Source organism: Amycolatopsis sp. NPDC049688, assembly GCF_040674975.1.
GTDB lineage: Bacteria > Actinomycetota > Actinomycetes > Mycobacteriales > Pseudonocardiaceae > Amycolatopsis.
The window spans coordinates 207,111-223,915 of sequence record NZ_JBFANY010000016.1; the positions used below are offsets into that span (position 1 = coordinate 207,111).

Here is a 16,805-nt window from a genome sequence, read left to right on the forward strand (position 1 = left end):
GGCACCTCCCGGCGCCCGGCCACCGAAACCGGCTACGGTGGGCGCCATGGAACGGAGTGCACAACGGCTGGGCCGGGCCCTCGTGGTCATCGTGGACGATCGCGTGGCGCACGGCGAGCACGAGGACACCACTGGCCCGCTGGTCACGGAGCTGCTCGAAGAAGCGGGCTTCATCGTCGACGGTGTCGTGGTGGTCGAGGCCGAGACCGCGGGTATCCGCAACGCGCTCAACACCGCCGTGATCGGCGGCGCCGACCTGGTGATCACCGTCGGCGGGACCGGGGTGCTGCCGCGTGACCGCACGCCTGACGCCACCGCCGGTGTGCTCGACCGGCCCATCCCGGGCATCAGCGAGGCCATCCGCGCCTCCGGGCTGGCGGCCGGGGCCGTGGACGCCGGGATCTCGCGCGGGCTGGCCGGGGTGTCCGGCAGCACGCTCGTGGTCAACCTCGCCGGCTCGCGATCCGCGGTGCGCGACGGGATGGCGACCCTGACCTCGCTCGTGCCGCACGTGATCGACGAGCTTTCGGGTCTCGAAGAGGTGTGACCGGGCCGGGCCTCGGCGAGATCGAGGCCTGGTTCGACGACGTGCTCCGGGCGGAGGACGCGGGAGTTCACTCTGGAGTTGTCAAAGAACGCGGCGTGGGACACTGGGGATATGGCGGGCGAACAGCGCAAACCCCAGACCACTGAGCAGCGCCGCCGGGTGGACGAGATCTTCGGGGATGTCCTGCCCGAGACGACCTCCGACGAACGCGATCCCGAGCGGCGGGCCGGCCTCCCGGATGACTGGTACCGGGAGAACCGGCCACCGCACCACGACCGCTGACCGGACTTCAGCTGCGGTCTTCGTCGCGCTGGTTCTGGGCGCGCAGGAGGTCGCGGATCTCGATCAGCAGCTCCACGTCCGTCGGCTCGGACGGGCCCGGTTCCTGGCCGCGCTTGCGGCGCTCCTGCAGCTTCTTCACCGGCAGCACGATGACGAAGTAGACCACCGCCGCGACCAGCACGAAGTTGATCGCCGCGTTGATCACGGCACCGAAGTCGAGGAACGTCGACGGGTTGCCGGGGAAGATCTTGAACCCCAGGCCCTGTGCGGCGTCCGTGCCGCCGACGCTGTTGATCAGCGGCTTGATCAGGCCGTTGGTGAACGCCGTGACGATCGCCGTGAACGCCGAGCCGATGACCACCGCGACGGCGAGGTCGACGACGTTGCCGCGCATCAGGAAGTCCTTGAAACCTTTGAGCACCTTGCTCTCCTCACGAACCGGAAGGGGACGCCGCGTGGGCTAGCGGAGAGTAACCGTTACCGGTCGCTCCAGTGAAATCGCCGCCACCCTCGTCGCGATCGCCTCCGGGAGCCGGAGCAACACCAGCGGCCCCTTGGTCGCAGATGGCTCCTGGTGCCCGACCGTCACCACCGTCGCCCCGCCGGCCAGCACGGACGCCGGCGCTCCCGGTTCCGGTGCGGCCACGACGTCGACGCGCCGCCCGGGGCCCAGCAGCTCGGCGACGGCTGCGTCGGCCAGCCGGACCGGCACGGTCGCCGTTCCGGGGTCACCCGGGCCGGGGATGGCCGCCAGCCGGACGTCGGTCAGCGGTTCACCGGCCCGGACGGCGCCCGCCAGCAGACGCCCGTCGACCGCGTCGAGAGAGCTCAGGACACCCAGGGGACGTGCTTGGTCGGGAAGGTCGGCCAGCCGGACGTCGGCAGCGCGCAGCGTCGCGCCGGAAGGCAGGTCGCGGGCCGCGAGGACGGTCGGGGCGCCTCGCGCGGAGCCGGGGTGGACGAGCAGCAGCGCGCCGGTCAGCAGCAGGCAGGCGGCGAGCCAGCGGCGGATCAGCCGCGTCCGCCGGCCTTGCAGCCGGGTGAGATCGGGTAGGCGGAACTTCGCCAGGACGTCCACGGTGCCCCCTCGGTCGGATCGGGTGCGACGCTCCGCCGCACAAGATCGACGTTAGGGAAGCCGGACGGGCCGCCGGAAGGGCCTCGTCCGGCATCTGTGGACAACCGGGGTGTTGTGGATAACTCGGCGGGTCAGGACGCCGCGGCGGCCGTCTTCGTCGTGGTCGAGGAGGAAGATGCCGAGCTCGTGTCCGACTTCGTCTCCGTCTTGGTCTCGGTCTTCGCCGGGGCCGCGGCGGTGCTCGACTTGCTCGAGTCGCGCGAGTCGGTGCGGTAGAACCCGCTCCCCTTGAAGACGACGCCGACCGAGCTGAAGACCTTGCGCAGCGCCCCGGAGCACTGCGGGCAGACGGTCAGGCTGGGGTCCGAGAACGACTGCACGGCTTCGAACCGGTGGTCGCATTCTTTGCAGGCGTACTGGTACGTAGGCACTGACGGCTCCTTTGCTGGCACTCATCCGACTTGAGTGCTAACCCGATTGTGCGGGAAAACCTTCCCCGAAAGCAATTCCTGGTTGCTCACACCGGCAGCTCGACCACGCCTCGACCGGGCGTCAAGGCCCCGGTCATGCGCACGTCGTGCGCCTCCCCGGGCAGCCGGTCCACCAGCTCGTCGTCCCGGACGACCGCCACCAGCGCCGCGCCGGGCGCGGCGAAGACCAGCGAGCGATCGTAGTGACCGGCGCCGCGCCCGAGCCGGACGCCCCGGTGGTCCACGGCCAGCGCGGGCACCAGCACCAGCTCCGCCGCCCCCACGGCGTCCGTACCCAGGCGTTTCCCACCCGGTTCGCGGATGCCGCGGAACCGGCTGGGCACCAGGTCGGCCTCACCCGTGTACTCGGCCCACTCGAGCGGATCGGTCCGCGACAGGATGACGGGCAGCAGCACGCGCGCGCCACCGGCCGCCAGCGCGTCGACGAGCGCCGTCGTGCCCGGCTCCGTGCCGAACGGAAGGTAGGCGCACACGGACTTCGCTGTGACCTTCGACACCGCTTCGACCAGCGCCGACGCCTCCCTGGCGTGGGATTCGGCTGCCTGGTCCGCCCGCGCGCGCAGCAGGCGGTCACGCCACTCCGCCTTGCTCAGGTGCTCATTGCCCAGCGCATGCATGACCTCACGTTAGGCTTTGCGCCCATGACGGGCGCCGCAACCTCCCAGACGTTCAGAACCGCCATCGTGCCTGCCGCCGGCCTCGGGACACGGTTCCTCCCGGCGACGAAAGCAGTGCCCAAGGAGCTCCTGCCGGTGGTGGACACCCCGGGCATCGAGCTGGTCGCCGCCGAGGCCGCTGCCGCGGGCGCCGAGCGCCTGGTCATCGTGACCTCGCCGGGCAAGGACGCCGTGGTCCGGTACTTCGAGAAGCAGCCCGAGCTGGAGCAGAACCTCGAGGCCAAGGGCAAGACCGACCTGCTCGAAAAGGTGCGCCGCGGCTCCGACCTCCTCGCCGTCGAGACCGCGATCCAGGAGCAGGCGCTCGGCCTCGGCCACGCCGTCGCGCAGGCCGAACCGAACCTGCGCCCGGACGACGAGGCCGTCGCCGTGCTGCTCCCGGACGACCTCGTGCTGCCCACCGGCGTGCTCGAAAAGATGAGCGCGGTCCGCGCCGAGTTCGGCGGCAGCGTGCTCTGCGCGTTCGACATCCCGAAGGCCGAGATCTCGCCGTACGGCGTGTTCGACGTCAGCGACACCGACGACGACGACGTCAAGCGCGTGCACGGGATGGTCGAGAAGCCGAAGCCGGAGGACGCGCCGTCGACCTACGCCGCGGCCGGCCGGTACCTGCTGGACCGGGCGATCTTCGACGCGCTCAAGCGGATCACCCCGGGCAGCGGCGGCGAGCTGCAGCTGACCGACGCGGTCGCGCTGCTGATCTCCGAGGGGCACCCCGTCCACGTCGTCGTGCACCGTGGCGGACGTCACGACCTGGGGAATCCGGGTGGTTTCCTGCGCGCCGCGGTCGATTTCGCGCTTGAAACGCCCGAGTACGGTCCATCTTTACGGGCGTGGCTGACGGAACGGATCGGGACAGAGCGCCCATGACGGAATCCCTCGACGCGGCGCGGCCCGAGGTGGCCGAGGAGGAGGCCGAGTTCCGCTCGGTCGACGCGCAGATCGCGATGACACTGGACGCGGCCGTCCGGCCGCAGCCGGTGCGCGTGGCGATCTCCGAGGCCCAGGGCCTGCTCTGCGCCGAGGAGGTGGTCGCCGAGCACGCGCTGCCCGGGTTCGATCAAGCCGCGATCGACGGGTACGCGGTCCGCAGCGTCGACGTCCGCAACGCCGGGCAGGAGCCGGTGCAGCTGCCGGTCGTCGGGGAGATCGCGGCGGGTTCCCGCCAGCCGCGGCGGCTCCAGCCCGGCCAGGCCGTGCGCGTCGACACCGGCGCGCCGCTGCCGACGCTCGCCGACGCCGTCGTCCCGCTCGCCTACACCGACGGTCACCAGGCCAAGGTCACCGTGCACCGGTCGGTGCCGTCGGCGGGGTACGTGCGGCGGGCGGGCGAGGACGTCCAGATCGGGGACGTCGCGGTGCGCCGCGGCGACACGATTGGCTCCGCGCAGGTCGGCCTGCTGGCCGCGGTGGGCCGGGCGAAGGTGCTGGTCTACCCGCGGCCGCGGGTGTCGATCGTGTCGGTCGGCGACGAGCTGGTCGACATCGACCGGACGCCGTCGGTCGGGCAGGTCTACGACGTCAACTCCTACGCGCTGGCCGCGGCCGCGCGGGACGCCGGCGCCGAAGTCAGCCGGGTCGGCATCGTGCCGAGCGATCCGAAGCGGCTGCGGGAAGTCGTCGAGGGCCGGTTGCTGATGTCGGAGATCGTCGTGGTCGCGGGCGGCGCCGGGGGCGCCACCGGCGACGAGGTCCACGCCGCGCTGTCGGACCTCGGCCGGATCGACATGACGCGGGTGGCGATGCACCCCGGCTCGGTCCAGGGGTTCGGCAGGCTCGGCCCCGACTCGGTGCCGACGTTCCTCATCCCGGGCAACCCGATGAGCGCTCTGGTCGTGTTCGAGGTGCTGGTGCGGCCGCTGATCCGCGCCGCGCGCGGGACCCGCAACCCGCACCGGCGCATCGTCGGGGCGCGGCTGCTGTCGCCGATCACCTCCACCGAGGGCCGGCGCGGGTTCCTCCGCGGCCAGCTGCTGCGCGACGAGGCCAACGGCGAGTACCTGGTCCACCCGCTCGGCCAGTCCGGGGCGCACCTGCTCGCGTCGCTGGCCGAGGCGAACTGCCTGATCAACGTGCCGGAAGAACTGACCGAGGTGGCCGCGGGCGACCAGGTCCAGGTCACCTTCCTGGCGCAACGGGCCTGATGAACTCCGTGTCGGGCGTGTCCTACCCGGTCGAGAGCCGGCACCCGGGCTGGCCGGCGCGGCTCGGCCCGCTGCGCGTGCCGGCGGGCGAGGTCGCGGTCCGGCCGGTCCGGCTGCGCGACGCCGGGGAGTGGAGCCGGATCCGGCTCCGGGACCGCGCGCACCTCGAAATGTGGGAGCCGACCGGCGTCGGCCCGTGGCCGGAACGCAACGCCTTCTGGTCGTGGCCGTCGCAGTGGGCGGCCCTGCGTTCGCTCGCTCGGCGTGGTCAGTGCCTCCCGTTCACGATCACCCTGGACGGTCGTCTCGCGGGGCAGATCACTGTGGGTAATGTCATCCGGGCGTCGCTGCGGTCGGCCTGGATCGGCTACTGGGTGTCGTCCGAAGTGGTCCGCGGCGGCGTGGCGACGGCCGCCGTCGCGCTCGTCACCGACCACGCCTTCGGCCCGGCCGGGCTGCACCGGCTGGAGGCCACCGTACGCCCGGAAAACGCTGCCAGCCTGCGGGTTCTCACCAAGGCAGGCTACCGGCAGGAGGGCCTGTTCGAGCGCTACCTCGACGTTGCGGGTGGCTGGCGGGACCACTACTGCTACGCCGTGACGCGCGAGGAGACCGGGCCCGGGCTGGTGTCGCGCCTGGTCGCCGCGGGCCGCGCCGACTACGCCTGACCGTGATTACCCACCCGGGTCAGTAGCTGCGTTACCACATGCTGTGAGTTTCACCTAATCCGGTGAGGCTTTTCCGTGATCGAACCCGGCGAGTCTGCGCCCGATCTGTTACTCCTGTGACTAACGTGATTTCTGGTGGAAGGATCGGGGGAGGTGACGGGAGATGCCCAGCTCCGTGATCATCGTCGCGCTCGCCGCGGCATGGCTCGTCGTACTCGTGCCCATGGTCGCGCGACGGCGGCAGCAGGTCGCGAGAACGGCCGACTCGGCGCTCGCCGCCCGGGTCGTGCGCAGTGGACGCAACGAGGACCGGGAGGAATTCGCCATGTCCGACGACCCCGGGAAATCCCGGCCTTCGGTCGAGGACGACCTGGCCGAGCTGGAGGCCGAACTCGAACTCGACGACGACGAACCCGAGCCCGAACCGGAACCGCTCCCGCAGCCGAAGCGCGGCACACGAGCCGAACGCGACCGGCCCGGCTACCGGCCCGGCCGGGGCGGCTTCGACCCGGAAGCCGCCGAGATCGCCGCCCGCGCGAAGTACGGCTTCCGGCAGCGGATCGTGGTCATCCTGCTGGTGATCGCGGTCGCCACCGGCCTCATCGCCGGCTTCGTCGTCCCGATGGCCTGGTGGGGCCACGGCGTGGTCGACGTCGTCCTCGTCGGCTACCTCGTGTACCTGCGCCGCCAGGTGCGCATCGAAGAGGAGATCCGGCAGCGCCGGCTCGCCCGCTTCAACAGCACCCGCACGCCTCGGCGTCAGTCCGCTCCCGCCTCTTCGTCGTCTTCGTCGTCTTCGGTGGCGGAGGAGGACCACGCGCCGGAGGAGGACGTCGACGTCGTCGAACCGGTCCGCCGCGAGGTGGTCGAGCGCCGGCCGTCCCCGACGTCCCGCGTCCGCCGCAGCGCGGTCGTCGTCGACCTGGACGACGAGGATCCGGCGTTCGAGGAGCTCGATGAGCCCGGGACGGGGCCTTATCGGCGCGCGGTCGGCGAGTGACCCCCCTGTGTGGGGTGCTCGTGGGGCACTGCTAAGCTCTACGAGCACAACCAAGGGGCTGTAGCGCAGTTGGTAGCGCGTCTCGTTCGCATCGAGAAGGTCAGGGGTTCGATTCCCCTCAGCTCCACCAGAGTATGGACGTTCAAACCCCGGTCCCGACAAGGATCGGGGTTTGTTGTTTCTTCGGGTAGTGGGCCGTTTGGACGCTGGATGAAGTCCCGCGGACGCCAGCCTTCAACGGCTGGGTCCGGTGTCTTCTTCAGTTGTGGCCGTTGGCCGAGTAGTCGTTCGATAGCCGTCCCGACAGTCAGCTCGCTCCCGTCGCCTGCAGCCAGTCGATCGTCGAGTTCCGGGGCTAGGAGCTGACCAAACGTTTCAGTGAGATCGGCGCCGTGGACCTTGTTGTCGATGATCCAGAACCGCTCGAAGACGGCTTGGTTGAGCTGGCGACGGACGTCGGGCGGTGCCGCTAGGTAGAGGCGATGCGCATCCGCGCACAGCAGTAGGGCTTCTTCGACGGCGGCCAGCACGGTCTCGATGCGCATCGAGTAGGTCTCAATGAGCTGCTCCGTGCCGGCCAGTTCTCGGGCGATCCGCTCCTGCTCTGACTTGAGTTGCTCAAGCGTGATGGCCTCGGCGTAGCGCATCTCGATGAGCTTGACCTGCTGGTTCTGAAGGTCCTTCTTGCGCTTCTCCTGTCGTTCTAGGTCGGCTTGGTTGCTCCGGTGTCGACGCATCAGTTCGCCCATGACCTCGTGCCGGACAGCGGTCATCCGTCCTTCGGTGATCGATACGCGCGTCCAGTAGTCGGCCACGGCCGCTTCGACGTCGGTGATGAGGACGGCGGACTGCTGACACTTGTTGTGGCGAGTGCGGCCAATGCAGTAGAAGTACGGGTAGATCGTGCCCCGCCGGTTCTTGGCGTAGGTGATGCCAAGCCGACTGCGGCATCGGCCACAGAAGACCGAGCCTTTGAGGTAGTGGGGATGCTTCTGCGGCTTCTCTCGCGAGGCGGCTCGCGCGTCGCTGATGGCCTGCACTTGGTCGAACACGACGGGGTCGACGAGCCGCTTGTGGCGACCTTCGTACCAGATGCCTTCGAACTTCACGAAGCCCGTGTAGTAGCGATTCGCGAGCATCTTGTCGATGTGCTGGACGCTGACCGGCCGCTCCGGCCGCTTGCGGGTCGCCGGAATCCGGAGCCCACGACGGTCAAGTTCATCGCGAAGCTGCGTCATGGTCCACTCGCCCGTGGCGTAGGCCTCGAACATCCATTGGATGAGCGGTGCCCGTTCGGGATCGACTACCACTGTGCGGATTTCGCGGCCGTCCACTTTGGTGCGAACGTTGAGGTAACCGAGCGGCGCGAGCCCAGGCGTACCACCTGACTTGGCTTTCTGGCGCATACCTTTCTTGGCCTCTATTGCGAGGTTGGAGGAGTAGAACTCGGCTATGGTCGCCATGATGCCGTGCAGCAGCTTGCCTGAGGGTGAGTCGTCGATGTTCTCGATGCAAGACACCAGACGTGCTCCTGCATGGCGGATCGCGATGTTGATCGCGACGTCCTCTTCTCTGTTGCGAGCGATGCGGTCAACCTTGTGGATGATCACGTAGCTGATGCAGCCAAGTTCGCGGATGAACTGAAGCATCTTCTGAAGATCCGGTCGGTCGGCGGTCTTCGCTGACTCACCAATGTCGACGAACTCGGCGATGATGACCGCGCCAAGTTTCTGAGCCTCACGTTGGTGTGCCTCACGCTGAGCTGGGATGGAGTACCCCTCGGCGTCGTAGTCTGTCTCGGCCTGCTCGGGCGTTGACACCCTGAGGTAGCTGACGGCGAGCTTCAGCCCGCCCGGGAGCGGTTGTCCAAGGTCGATGCCTTGGAGAACGTCGGTGAATATGCGCATGACGTCGCCTCTCGGGTGGCAGTCGGATAGTCGGTTTGAGCGGGCGCAAGGCCAGATCCTTTCGAGTCGGAGGTAGGAGGGAGTGCATCCGAGATCGTGGAGGGCCGCGGTCGCTGCGTCGTCGGTGGTTCATGCCGCATCCTTCGTCGAGCGATCTGGCAGCTCGATGTCGCGCCAGGACGACGTGACAGGCACAGTTGGCGGCTGATCCTTGACGGCCAAGTGGACGGCGATGCAGCCGAGTTTCTGCAAGAAGATGCGACGCCGACCTTCAACTTCTATAGAGGTCAACTGCTCTTCTAAGGTAGCTCCAGATTCCCTGAAGAGCCTTGTGTCCCCAGTTCGAGTCTGGGAGGAGCCACCAAAGAAACTTATCGTATTTTTTACAACGAAATCTAGGGCTGACGGCGAAGTCTGACGGCAACGCTCTCTGGTGTACCCGAGGTTGCCCGCAAACAGTCGCTGTTGGACCTTTTCAAGGGCCGTTCGCTTGCTGTCCATGTCGACGTGTTCGTAGATGCCGGTGGTGCGCACGTCGCCGTGGCCCAGGATGGCCGAGATGTCACGGTCGTGCACCTGAAGACTCTTCTGTGTCGTCGCGTTGGTATGGCGCAGTCCGTGGATGGTGATGGTGCGTAGGCCGTTGGCTGCGCAGATCCGCAGGAACGAGCGGTACAGGTTGCGTGACTCCACCGGCGTGCCGAACCTGGTCGTAAAGACAAGCTCATCCCCTGTGCTGCATCCGCGCCAGCTGTCGCCGGCGGTCGTTCGATGAGCTGTCTGGGTCGATCTCTGCTGGACGAGTGCCGTCCGGGCCACAGCGAGGAGCGGTTCGTCTCTGACGCTGGTGTCAGTCTTGAGCTCGACCTGCTGCAGCTTGCCGTCGATGCGCTGGATCTGCTGCCGGATATGGAGTACATCGTGATCAAAGTCGACGTCACGCCACCGGATGCCGAGGACTTCCCCGCGTCGCAGACCGTAGAGGGCGAGCAACGCAAACGCCGGGTAGAGCGGGTCGGACTTCGCCGCACCGAGGAACCTCGACAGCTCATCAGCCGACCAGTGGTCCGCCTCCTTTGGCTTGTAGCGCGGCATCTCAACCAGTCGGGCTGCGTTCCGGAAGATGATCTCCTGCCGAAGCGCGTAGGTCAGCGCGCTGCTCAGCACCTTGCGAGCCTGGTGGATCGTCGGGAGGGGAACCTCGTCGTGCTCGAGCTGGTTGATGAAGGCCTGCACTATCTGCACGGACAGCTGTTCAAGTTGGTAGCGGCCAAGTCTTGGCTTCAGATACAGCCGCACCATCGATTCGTGCCGGCGCATGGTCAAGGGCCGACGTTTTTCAACCGTGAGCCAGTGGTCGAGGTAGCGGTCGAGCCGCCATGTCTTGTCGGCAATGGGCTGGCCGGCCTGAACGTGAGCAGTGGCGGCAGTCAACCGGTCACGAGCGTCCTTGCGGGTGCGACCGTAGACACGCAGCCGTCTGGTGCGGCCGCTGACTGTCGGCAAGTACGCGGCGGCTTCCCAGCGCCCGTCTTTGCGCTTGTACACGGTCCCTTCGCCGTTGGCGTTGCGACCAGCCATCAGGTTATGGCCTCGATCTGATGCTCCTTGATGAGCTCCTGGATGGCGGTGCGGGGGACCAGGCGTCGGCGCCGCAGCTTGACGGTGGTGAGCTCGCCGGAGTGGATGAAGGTGTACAGAGTCCAACGGCCGACCCGCAACGCGTCACATGCCTCCTTGACGGTAAGCAGGCCGTCTTGCGCATCGCTTCCGTCCTTGGATCCGGTGGTCGATAGATTTGTGCTAGTGGTTGTATTCATGTGTGAGTTCTCCGATTGTCGTTATTAATGGTGATCAAGCCGCGATAGGTTGTGCCGCTTGGCGCATGTAGCCCAGCAGCTTGGTAGGCTTCTCTGCTTTGCTTAGGCCGGCTTGTCTAATGCGAACTTCAATGAGGCGCGTCGACACGTCGAACAAGGTCGCTAGCTTGGCTGGACTGCGGATGCCAAGTTGCCAGGCGCGGTGTAACCACGGTGTTGGCACGAGCACACATCCGGCGAAGTAGTCGCTGACTCGCTCCGCCATGGCAGGCGGCTGAGTGCTGCCATCACGTGACCATCCCGGATAGAGTTGCTCGCGGAACGGATCGTCCAGGATGTGCTTGAGCTCGTGAGCAAGCGTCGCCCTCGAGCGCCAAAGGCTGTCGTTCTCGTTGATCTGGACATGCCACAGGCCGCGCTGCCAGGTCGTATGGCCTGACCATGGCAGGTCGGCCACGACCTCGACTTCGATCTCGGGTAGGTCTATCACGAGCTCGATCCCGACACTGGGTTTGCTAATCTCTAGTAGCTCAAGCAGCTTGGCTGCTTGTCGCTCGGCAACAGTCCTGGCTTCTCGCTCGGTGAGGGGCCGCTCCAAGAGATGGAGCGTCGATGTCGGCATGATGCTTCGGACTTCTTGAATGATTGACTTCTGGTTCATGTATTTTCCTTCGGTTGTCCCACCCACTGCAAGATAGTTTGGGGCAGCGCGATCGCTTAGGCGGCCCAGTCGATGCTTTCTCGCATGCTTCTTAGTTCTTCGGTTTCATTGTCATCTTGATCTACTTTGAGTTGAGGCTTTACCTTCTCGGTGATGTGGTGTCGTTGACGTAGGCGCTCGAAGTGTTCGGTCAGTGAACGTGCATCGCTGTCGCTCATGTCGTAGCGAATGCGCAGGTACGGTGCGAACGCGGGTAGGCCGGGCAGGCTGTACCCGGCGAGTGCGCACAGATCCGAAAAGTCGAGTCGTAGGTATTCGGCGATTCGCTGGAGCGTCTCGGGTGAAGGCTGTTTGAAGTATCCGGTTTCGACGCGTGATATGTAGGAGCCGTGCATATGTAGATCGCTCGATAGCTTGCGAGCCGTTATTCTCTGCTGCTCGCGGGCTTGTCGTATGTGTGCTCCGAGTGTCACCGGCGTGTCTTCTGCTTGTTTGTTTTGGTCGTGCTTCATGCAGTGGATCCTTTCGTTGTTATGACTTGGTGGTCTAATGCCCATTGTTGGCTGTAATGCGATCTTTGGGAATAGTGGAATTTACAACAATCACTTGTCGTCTGAGGTTGATGGCGAATTCTGCCGAAGCAGCCGCAGGATGTGGCTCGTCCGCTCCGTACTGACGTGCAGTACCTTCCGGAGCTCGTCCCGGGTGATGGCCTTGCCGTGTTCGGCGCGATGTGCCGCGTCGGCAGCCCGAGCCGCTTCGAGCAGCCGGGCGTCTTCGTCGACCATGGTGCCGTCGTCCTGGCGCTGGTCCTCGTCAGGCCGATCCGTTAGAGCCGCGTCCTCGGCGTTCTGACCGCGCAGTACGGCGAGATGCGATAGCAGGCCGAGAACGGCCGGCGGGACGGCGCCGACACAGACAACGATCGGCCAGCCGAGCTGAACGGTCCCGGCGGCGACGAGGTGCCAGGCCGCGTTGCCGACGAGCGACAGCGTGATCGCCAGTATCGCGTTCCAGCGGGCGAAGCCGCGGGCTTCGGCCGAACGCGTTCTGCCCGACAGCCAGACGCGCGTGCCGGTCATCGCGTAGGCGTCGATCGTGAGCGGCAACAGCGGGGCCAGCGCGCCGGGCCAGCCGGTGGCCGCCGCCAAGGACCGCAGCCCCGAGAAGCTGCTGACCGCCGCTGAGACTGCGGTGACTGTCATCCCCGCCGTGACCCACCAGTCCCGCGGACGAGCTGGGTTATCCATTGGCAGCGTCCTGGTGGGCCAGCCGGAGCTCCTCAAGGAGCAGGTCGACAGCTCGGGTGTGCAACGCGACCTCGAAGAGCTGATCAGCTGGTGCGGGTAGTCGATCGAGGACGGCAGCGACGATGTCGAAGCGGGTGTCGGATGGCACCGTCACCAGCACGTGTGGCACCACGTCGGCGGGCCCGACCTGGCCGGCGTGCACGAAGTCGAGGTAGGCGAGGAACTTACCGCGGAGCGTCGGCACCGCCTCTGTGGCCAGGTCTACCTCGATCCACCAGTGATCATCGATGAGAGTTGAGGACAGCGCGGCATAAGCATCCGGCTTAATCCAGCCGCCGACGCCGTTGGGCCACCACGAGCCGGGTTCGGCTAGGAAGTCGGCCAGTCGGAAGCCATGCGCTAGGGATCGCTCGACGAGCTGCACATATAGCTCGCTGGTCGCCAGTGTGTGGCGTACGAAGCGATCCCCGGTGGGCGCTGGCCGGCGGATCCGCTCGTCGGCCTGGTGCAGGTTACGGCGCAGCTGGAGCAGTCGTTCCCCGGCCGTGTCGAGGGCGTAGGTCAGCTGAGCTGATCCACGGAGACTGCCGCCGACCCGTCGCGCCAGCGGCATCAGCACGCGCGCGTCGACCAGGCGTTTCAGGACCCGCCACCGCACAACAGACCGACTTCTGCCAGTCAGTTCGCTGAAGTGCAGCCGTTCGAGCTGGCTGCCTGTCACCAGCCGGAGCCGGTTGACGCTGTCCATGATCTGCCACTCGCGCTGGCTAAGGGACTCGGCCAGCGTCAGCACGTGAGCCGTCCGGACTCGGCTGACGCGATCGCCGCGGCACTGAGCGGCAGTCATACGTTGTCCACCTGCTGAAGGACGGGGTGTTTCACTGGCGCTATTGGGAGATGGTCGGGCTGTGACGTCGGTAGACGGAACGTGAGGTCCGGTGCGACACCAACGTCGAGACCAACAGCGAAACCAACAGTCCGGCGGGTGCGCTTCATGCCGAACCTCCGCGCCGCTTCCGGCCGATCGGAGTGGCTGTCGGCGTCTCTAGACGCATCTTGAGTGCTGTTTCCACCTCGGTGCGCGGCGTCCCGAACCGCTGCCGTGACTCCATGGCGAGCGCGTCCGGGTCACGGAGTGAATCAGGTAGGGGCAGGGTAGTGCCGGTGGTCGGCGGTCTGGTCTGGCTGTGCACGCTGGGGCGGAGCGCAATCTCGTAGGCCGGTAGGCCCATGAGGTCGGCAGCGGCCAGGGCGGGCGCGAACCGCCGTTCGAGGGTGCGGGCGTCGTCGAAGTCGAGCTGGAACGCGAGTTGCGAGCGGACGGTGCCGAGTACAGCCGACTGCACCGCACGGGGCAGCTGGTCGAGGTACTGGTGCGCGAGCGTCAGGCCGAGCCCGAGACCCCGGGATTGGGCCAGCATGTCGGCCAACTCGGCATCGGTGCCGAGCCGGAGCACATCCTGAAACTCATCGAGGTAGGCCCAGGCCGGCCGTCGGTGGGCGGCGGGCCGCGCCGCGCGGGCCAGCGTCGTTTGCCAAAGCGCGGCCATCAGGAGCGAGCCGAGGAGGTGGGCGGTCTCGGTGCCGACCGTGCCTTTGCTGAGCGGCACCAAGATGACCCGGCGCTGGCGGTAGAGATCGGCCAGATCGATGCCGCGGCTCTGACCGAGCATGAGCCGAAGTGGCGTTCGCGTGGTCAGGCTGCGCAGCTTGTTGAGGCTTGGCCCTATGACCTGGGTGCGCTCACCGTCGGACATCGACTCGTAGGCCGACCAGAACGAGCGGACGGTGTCGGGCACGCTGGCCTGCGCGGTCACGAAGCGGCGGAAGGCGGGATTGAGCAGCAGCTCGGGGACTTCGCACAGCGTGAAGGCCGAACCGTCGTTCGCGGTGGTGTGGGTGAGGGTCAGTAGGCAAGTACGCAGGACGTCGCTCGTCCTCGGCCCCCAAGACGAGCGCCACAACTCCGAGAAGACGTGGACAACATGATCCACAACGAGCTCGCGCTCATGCTCGCTGCGGCCGACCTGCAGGACGTTGAAACCGACCGGGTAGTCGGTCGCGGACGGGTCCAGGACGATCACGTCCTCGGTCCGGTTCTGGGGGACGCGAGCCAGGACATCACTTACAAGGGCGCTCTTAGGGTCGACGAGCATGACACCGTCGCCCCGTTCGACGTCCTGGAGAGCCAAGTTGGCGATTAATGTCGACTTGCCGACACCGGTCGGCCCGATGAGGTGCAGATGACGTAGCCGGTCTTCGGTTTGCAGCACTAATGGCCGGTCCGCGGCGCCTGGGAAGTTGCTGATCGCCAGCGTCAGGCCGTGCCGTGGCATATCGCCTGGTGGCGGTAGCTGTCGGGCACGGCCGAGCTCGATGCCGGGCAGGTGCACGTCGCCAAGCGGAATGCCGAGCAGGCCGGCCAGCTCGTCGGTATTGAGCCGCATCGGCCAGACGGTGAGTGGGAGCGATCGGTCGGTGAATCGACCGGCGACTGCCGAGCTTGACAACAGACGCCGCTGCACCGAGACGCCAGCTGAGTTCAAGGTGCGAAAGGCGCTGCTGACCCGCGTGAGCAGCGCGTTTGTCTGCTTGCGGCTGTCGGCATTCACGGCGACTCGAGCCACAGCGCTGAACATCGCCGCGGCGTTCTTCGCGCGTACGGCTCTGGCCAGTTCGCTCGGCGCCTCTGGGCTCGGGCTGAGCGCCCGGGTTCCGGACAGAATGCACTGGACGTGCACAGTCTCGCCTCGGGACAGCGGATACAGGCTGGCCAGGAGCGCCGTGGTGCTGGATTCGGCGCGGTCGTGCGCTAGCGGCCGGTCGAGTGTTGTCAGCCGGAACTCGGCGGCGCCGCGGATAGCTGGCGTCGCATCGAGATAGTCAGGCGCTTCGTCGGCTCGGATGCCGGGCAGCGTTGAGCGCAGTCGAGACAGCGTGCTCTCGGCGTGCGACAACGGCACCAGCAGGTAGTGCGAGATGCCGGTCTCGTCGGCGACGAGTTCGAAGCTCACGGGCCAGCGGTGCGTGTCGGCCGCCAACACGCCAAGCCACTTACTGACGTCGCCGGCGCGCAAACCTGCAGGTAGACGGAGCCGGTATGTGACCAGACGATCTCGCCAGAGCGTTGAGTGGATCCAGCGGGCAGCGAGGATCGCCAGAAGGATGACCAGGGCAGCCGCCACGATGGCGACGGCGACGAGAACGGCGGCCTTCACGACGCCTCCTGCTGAGGCTCGTCGTCTGCGGCGCGCGGCTTCAGCTCGGGCGAGTCAACTGCGACCAGGTGCGTGGCGAAGGCGACAAGAGCCTGTGCAAGGAGAGTAAGATCGATCGCTGGGCGTCGGTCTCCGACGACGCGAATTTTCTTGTTGGGTTGGTTCATAGGGAGCCTTTCGGGTGGTCATTAGAGTTGACGATTCGTGAGAGCACATCTGCGGAACCTTTCGGTGAGTCACTCGGAACGGGATAGCCCGGGATATTGATGTCGGCGTCGACCTCGTCGCCCCAGATCGACCAGGCTGCCCGAGATGGCGGCCGGCGACGGGCGAACAGTTCGAGGTAGGGGCCGGGTGACACTCGTTCGATGAGCGGGTACTGCTCCTCCGGCTTGTGGGAGTGGTCCTGCACCGGCGCGTTGAGCCATGTCGGCTGGCCGCGGAACTCGACCGGCGCTCTACCACGTGTCGCGAACAGCAGGTGCTCCGTGGCATTGCGCAGGTACACGCCTAGGCCAAGCCGGAACTTGACCCAGGTCAGAGGTGACCTAACCGTGAAGCCCCTGGCTTCGGCGACGTCGTACCCGTCACGCAGCGTGGCATTGGTGCCCCAGAGCCACAGGTGGGCGTTCGGAGCAGCCAGGTCGCTGACGGGCATGGCCTTGATGCGGTCGAGCGTCATGAGCGGGGAGTGGCGACTGGCGCCGCGGCTGCCGGTCTGCTGTACGTCCCACGGCGGGTCGGCGAGGATGGTGCGGAATACTTCTGGGGCCGCGATGCGGCTTAGTGGTTCCATATGAATCCCTTCGTCTGCGGGTAGATGAACTCTTCACGACTGGGTGCGCTCCCTTCTTGGTTATTGAGCTGAGGTTGGCAAAAGTCGAGCCGTGAAAATCACAGCGGACTGCCGGAACAGAGAGGTGGGGGGGGGGGGGGGGGGGCCCCCCCCCCCCCCCGGCGGGGGGGGGGGGCGGGGGCGCCGGTGGCCGGGACGGGGGAGGCAGGGGCGGGCGCAGTGGTGGGCGGGGATCGGGCCCGCGCCCCCCCCAGTGCGCGCCGAGG

The 16,805-nt window shown here is 67.0% G+C and carries 18 protein-coding genes, 1 tRNA gene and 1 pseudogene; 7 read left to right on the top strand and 13 right to left on the bottom strand.

Annotated features, from left to right (window positions below; translation table 11 throughout):
* Positions 1-46: 46 nt before the first annotated feature.
* Together AB0J55_RS36770 and AB0J55_RS36775 are read left to right on the top strand one after the other, a co-directional pair.
* On the top strand, positions 47-547 hold the full coding sequence (locus AB0J55_RS36770) for a molybdenum cofactor biosynthesis protein B (RefSeq protein ID WP_013230045.1): 501 nt from the start codon (positions 47-49) through the stop codon (positions 545-547).
* A 111-nt stretch (positions 548-658) separates the two neighbouring features.
* The gene (locus tag AB0J55_RS36775; RefSeq protein WP_364259499.1) at positions 659-829 is read left to right on the top strand and encodes a hypothetical protein; all 171 of its coding nucleotides are present in this window, start codon (positions 659-661) and stop codon (positions 827-829) included.
* A 7-nt stretch (positions 830-836) separates the two neighbouring features.
* Here the strand turns inward: AB0J55_RS36775 and mscL are convergent, their stop codons facing one another.
* The 4 genes from mscL to AB0J55_RS36795 form a co-directional block, all read right to left on the bottom strand.
* On the bottom strand, positions 837-1,250 hold the full coding sequence (gene mscL / locus AB0J55_RS36780; RefSeq protein WP_364259501.1) for a large-conductance mechanosensitive channel protein MscL: 414 nt from the start codon (positions 1,248-1,250) through the stop codon (positions 837-839).
* A 39-nt stretch (positions 1,251-1,289) separates the two neighbouring features.
* Complete coding sequence (locus AB0J55_RS36785) at positions 1,290-1,907, bottom strand: SAF domain-containing protein (RefSeq protein WP_364259504.1); 618 nt, start codon at positions 1,905-1,907, stop codon at positions 1,290-1,292.
* A gap of 131 nt (positions 1,908-2,038) precedes the next feature.
* Positions 2,039-2,338, bottom strand: a complete 300-nt coding sequence (locus AB0J55_RS36790; RefSeq protein ID WP_364259507.1) for an FmdB family zinc ribbon protein — start codon at positions 2,336-2,338, stop codon at positions 2,039-2,041.
* Between the two features lie 86 nt (positions 2,339-2,424).
* Entirely contained in the window at positions 2,425-3,015 is a 591-nt protein-coding gene (locus AB0J55_RS36795; RefSeq protein ID WP_364259510.1) for a 5-formyltetrahydrofolate cyclo-ligase, read from the bottom strand.
* A 24-nt stretch (positions 3,016-3,039) separates the two neighbouring features.
* On the opposite strand from AB0J55_RS36795, the gene AB0J55_RS36800 reads away from it, so the two are divergent.
* The 5 genes from AB0J55_RS36800 (at position 3,040) to AB0J55_RS36820 (ending at position 7,017) form a co-directional block, all read left to right on the top strand.
* Positions 3,040-3,945 (top strand): UTP--glucose-1-phosphate uridylyltransferase, encoded by a 906-nt coding sequence (locus AB0J55_RS36800; protein ID WP_364259513.1) that lies wholly within the window; start codon positions 3,040-3,042, stop codon positions 3,943-3,945.
* A complete protein-coding gene (gene glp, locus AB0J55_RS36805) occupies positions 3,942-5,219 on the top strand; it encodes a gephyrin-like molybdotransferase Glp (protein ID WP_364259516.1) in 1,278 nt (425 codons plus the stop codon). Before AB0J55_RS36800 ends, glp begins: the two co-directional genes overlap by 4 nt.
* A complete protein-coding gene (locus tag AB0J55_RS36810; protein ID WP_364259519.1) occupies positions 5,219-5,887 on the top strand; it encodes a GNAT family protein in 669 nt (222 codons plus the stop codon). The genes glp and AB0J55_RS36810 overlap by 1 nt, the downstream gene beginning before the upstream one ends.
* Before the next feature lie 163 nt (positions 5,888-6,050).
* Entirely contained in the window at positions 6,051-6,887 is an 837-nt protein-coding gene (gene glpR, locus AB0J55_RS36815) for a gephyrin-like molybdotransferase receptor GlpR (protein WP_364259522.1), read from the top strand.
* Between the two features lie 54 nt (positions 6,888-6,941).
* Positions 6,942-7,017, top strand: a tRNA-Ala gene (locus AB0J55_RS36820).
* A 733-nt stretch (positions 7,018-7,750) separates the two neighbouring features.
* Here AB0J55_RS36820 and AB0J55_RS36825 read toward each other — a convergent pair.
* From AB0J55_RS36825 to AB0J55_RS36865, 9 genes and pseudogenes are all read right to left on the bottom strand, one after another.
* Positions 7,751-8,794: pseudogene (locus AB0J55_RS36825) on the bottom strand (recombinase family protein); the annotation flags it as partial.
* Positions 8,795-8,923: 129 nt separating this feature from the next.
* Positions 8,924-10,375 carry a tyrosine-type recombinase/integrase gene (locus AB0J55_RS36830; RefSeq protein ID WP_364259525.1) on the bottom strand — a complete coding sequence of 484 codons (1,452 nt, stop codon included), beginning with the start codon at positions 10,373-10,375 and terminating at the stop codon, positions 8,924-8,926.
* A complete protein-coding gene (locus AB0J55_RS36835; protein ID WP_364259528.1) occupies positions 10,375-10,614 on the bottom strand; it encodes a helix-turn-helix domain-containing protein in 240 nt (79 codons plus the stop codon). The genes AB0J55_RS36830 and AB0J55_RS36835 overlap by 1 nt, the downstream gene beginning before the upstream one ends.
* 34 nt (positions 10,615-10,648) lie before the next feature.
* Entirely contained in the window at positions 10,649-11,275 is a 627-nt protein-coding gene (locus AB0J55_RS36840) for an ImmA/IrrE family metallo-endopeptidase (protein ID WP_364259531.1), read from the bottom strand.
* A 56-nt stretch (positions 11,276-11,331) separates the two neighbouring features.
* A complete protein-coding gene (locus AB0J55_RS36845; protein ID WP_364259534.1) occupies positions 11,332-11,787 on the bottom strand; it encodes a helix-turn-helix transcriptional regulator in 456 nt (151 codons plus the stop codon).
* A 90-nt stretch (positions 11,788-11,877) separates the two neighbouring features.
* Positions 11,878-12,480 (bottom strand): DUF2637 domain-containing protein, encoded by a 603-nt coding sequence (locus AB0J55_RS36850; protein ID WP_364259537.1) that lies wholly within the window; start codon positions 12,478-12,480, stop codon positions 11,878-11,880.
* 37 nt (positions 12,481-12,517) lie between these two features.
* Positions 12,518-13,318, bottom strand: a complete 801-nt coding sequence (locus tag AB0J55_RS36855; protein WP_364259540.1) for a replication-relaxation family protein — start codon at positions 13,316-13,318, stop codon at positions 12,518-12,520.
* Between the two features lie 199 nt (positions 13,319-13,517).
* The gene (locus AB0J55_RS36860; RefSeq protein ID WP_364259543.1) at positions 13,518-15,743 is read right to left on the bottom strand and encodes a type IV secretory system conjugative DNA transfer family protein; all 2,226 of its coding nucleotides are present in this window, start codon (positions 15,741-15,743) and stop codon (positions 13,518-13,520) included.
* Between the two features lie 163 nt (positions 15,744-15,906).
* Complete coding sequence (locus AB0J55_RS36865) at positions 15,907-16,539, bottom strand: MT-A70 family methyltransferase (RefSeq protein WP_364259546.1); 633 nt, start codon at positions 16,537-16,539, stop codon at positions 15,907-15,909.
* Positions 16,540-16,805 lie beyond the last annotated feature (266 nt).

Coding starts and splice junctions, on each gene's coding strand:
- AB0J55_RS36795 (WP_364259510.1), bottom strand. CDS start 3,015: ATGCATGCGCTGGGCAATGAGCACCTGAGCAAGGCGGAGTGGCGTGAC.
- AB0J55_RS36800 (WP_364259513.1), top strand. CDS start 3,040: ATGACGGGCGCCGCAACCTCCCAGACGTTCAGAACCGCCATCGTGCCT.
- AB0J55_RS36835 (WP_364259528.1), bottom strand. CDS start 10,614: ATGAATACAACCACTAGCACAAATCTATCGACCACCGGATCCAAGGAC.
- AB0J55_RS36865 (WP_364259546.1), bottom strand. CDS start 16,539: ATGGAACCACTAAGCCGCATCGCGGCCCCAGAAGTATTCCGCACCATC.
- AB0J55_RS36830 (WP_364259525.1), bottom strand. CDS start 10,375: ATGGCTGGTCGCAACGCCAACGGCGAAGGGACCGTGTACAAGCGCAAA.
- AB0J55_RS36810 (WP_364259519.1), top strand. CDS start 5,219: ATGAACTCCGTGTCGGGCGTGTCCTACCCGGTCGAGAGCCGGCACCCG.
- glp (WP_364259516.1), top strand. CDS start 3,942: ATGACGGAATCCCTCGACGCGGCGCGGCCCGAGGTGGCCGAGGAGGAG.
- AB0J55_RS36845 (WP_364259534.1), bottom strand. CDS start 11,787: ATGAAGCACGACCAAAACAAACAAGCAGAAGACACGCCGGTGACACTC.
- glpR (WP_364259522.1), top strand. CDS start 6,051: ATGCCCAGCTCCGTGATCATCGTCGCGCTCGCCGCGGCATGGCTCGTC.
- AB0J55_RS36850 (WP_364259537.1), bottom strand. CDS start 12,480: ATGACAGTCACCGCAGTCTCAGCGGCGGTCAGCAGCTTCTCGGGGCTG.
- AB0J55_RS36775 (WP_364259499.1), top strand. CDS start 659: ATGGCGGGCGAACAGCGCAAACCCCAGACCACTGAGCAGCGCCGCCGG.
- AB0J55_RS36840 (WP_364259531.1), bottom strand. CDS start 11,275: ATGAACCAGAAGTCAATCATTCAAGAAGTCCGAAGCATCATGCCGACA.
- AB0J55_RS36770 (WP_013230045.1), top strand. CDS start 47: ATGGAACGGAGTGCACAACGGCTGGGCCGGGCCCTCGTGGTCATCGTG.